Origin of the sequence: Staphylococcus simiae (genome assembly GCF_002902085.1) — a bacterium.
Classification (GTDB): Bacteria; Bacillota; Bacilli; order Staphylococcales; family Staphylococcaceae; genus Staphylococcus; species Staphylococcus simiae.
Map to the genome: position 1 here is coordinate 1 of NZ_PPQR01000137.1, position 715 is coordinate 715.

The 715-nt window shown below is 30.3% G+C and carries 1 protein-coding gene; it reads left to right on the forward strand.

Annotation, left to right across the window (positions count from 1 at the left end):
* Window positions 1–681: teichoic acids export ABC transporter ATP-binding subunit TagH (gene tagH, locus CD113_RS12265; protein WP_103262363.1), on the forward strand; the 681-nt coding region annotated here is incomplete at its 5' end.
* Window positions 682–715 lie beyond the last annotated feature (34 nt).

Consider the following 715-nt stretch of genomic DNA (forward strand, 5'->3'; position numbering starts at 1 on the left):
GCCTTAAATGATATTAACATTACAGCATATGAAGGTGATGTTATAGGTTTAGTAGGCATTAATGGCTCAGGTAAATCAACACTAAGCAATATTATAGGTGGGTCATTATCAGCTTCATCAGGTACCGTCGAACGTCATGGTGATGTGAGCGTAATTGCTATTGGTGCTGGTTTAAATGGTCAGCTTACTGGGTTAGAAAATATTGAATTTAAAATGTTATGTATGGGTTTCAATCGTAAAGAAATTAAAGAACTAACACCTAAAATTGTCGAATTTAGTGAATTAGGTGAATTTATTTATCAACCAGTTAAAAAATACTCAAGTGGTATGCGTGCTAAATTAGGCTTTTCAATAAATATAACTGTTAATCCGGATATATTAGTTATTGATGAGGCTTTATCCGTAGGTGACCAAACTTTTGCTCAAAAATGTCTTGATAAAATTTATGAGTTTAAAGAACAAAACAAAACTATTTTCTTTGTTAGCCATAGTATCGGCCAAGTAAAACAATTTTGTACTAAAATTGCTTGGATAGAAGGTGGAAAGTTAAAAGATTTTGGTGAAATTGATGATGTATTACCAAAATACGAAGCATTCTTAAAAGATTTTAAAAAGAAATCTAAAGCTGAACAAAAAGCATTTCGTAACGAATTAGATAGCTCTCGTTTTGTTGTTAAATAAATTAATAATATAAAAAAGTGCTTCTCTAACAAAT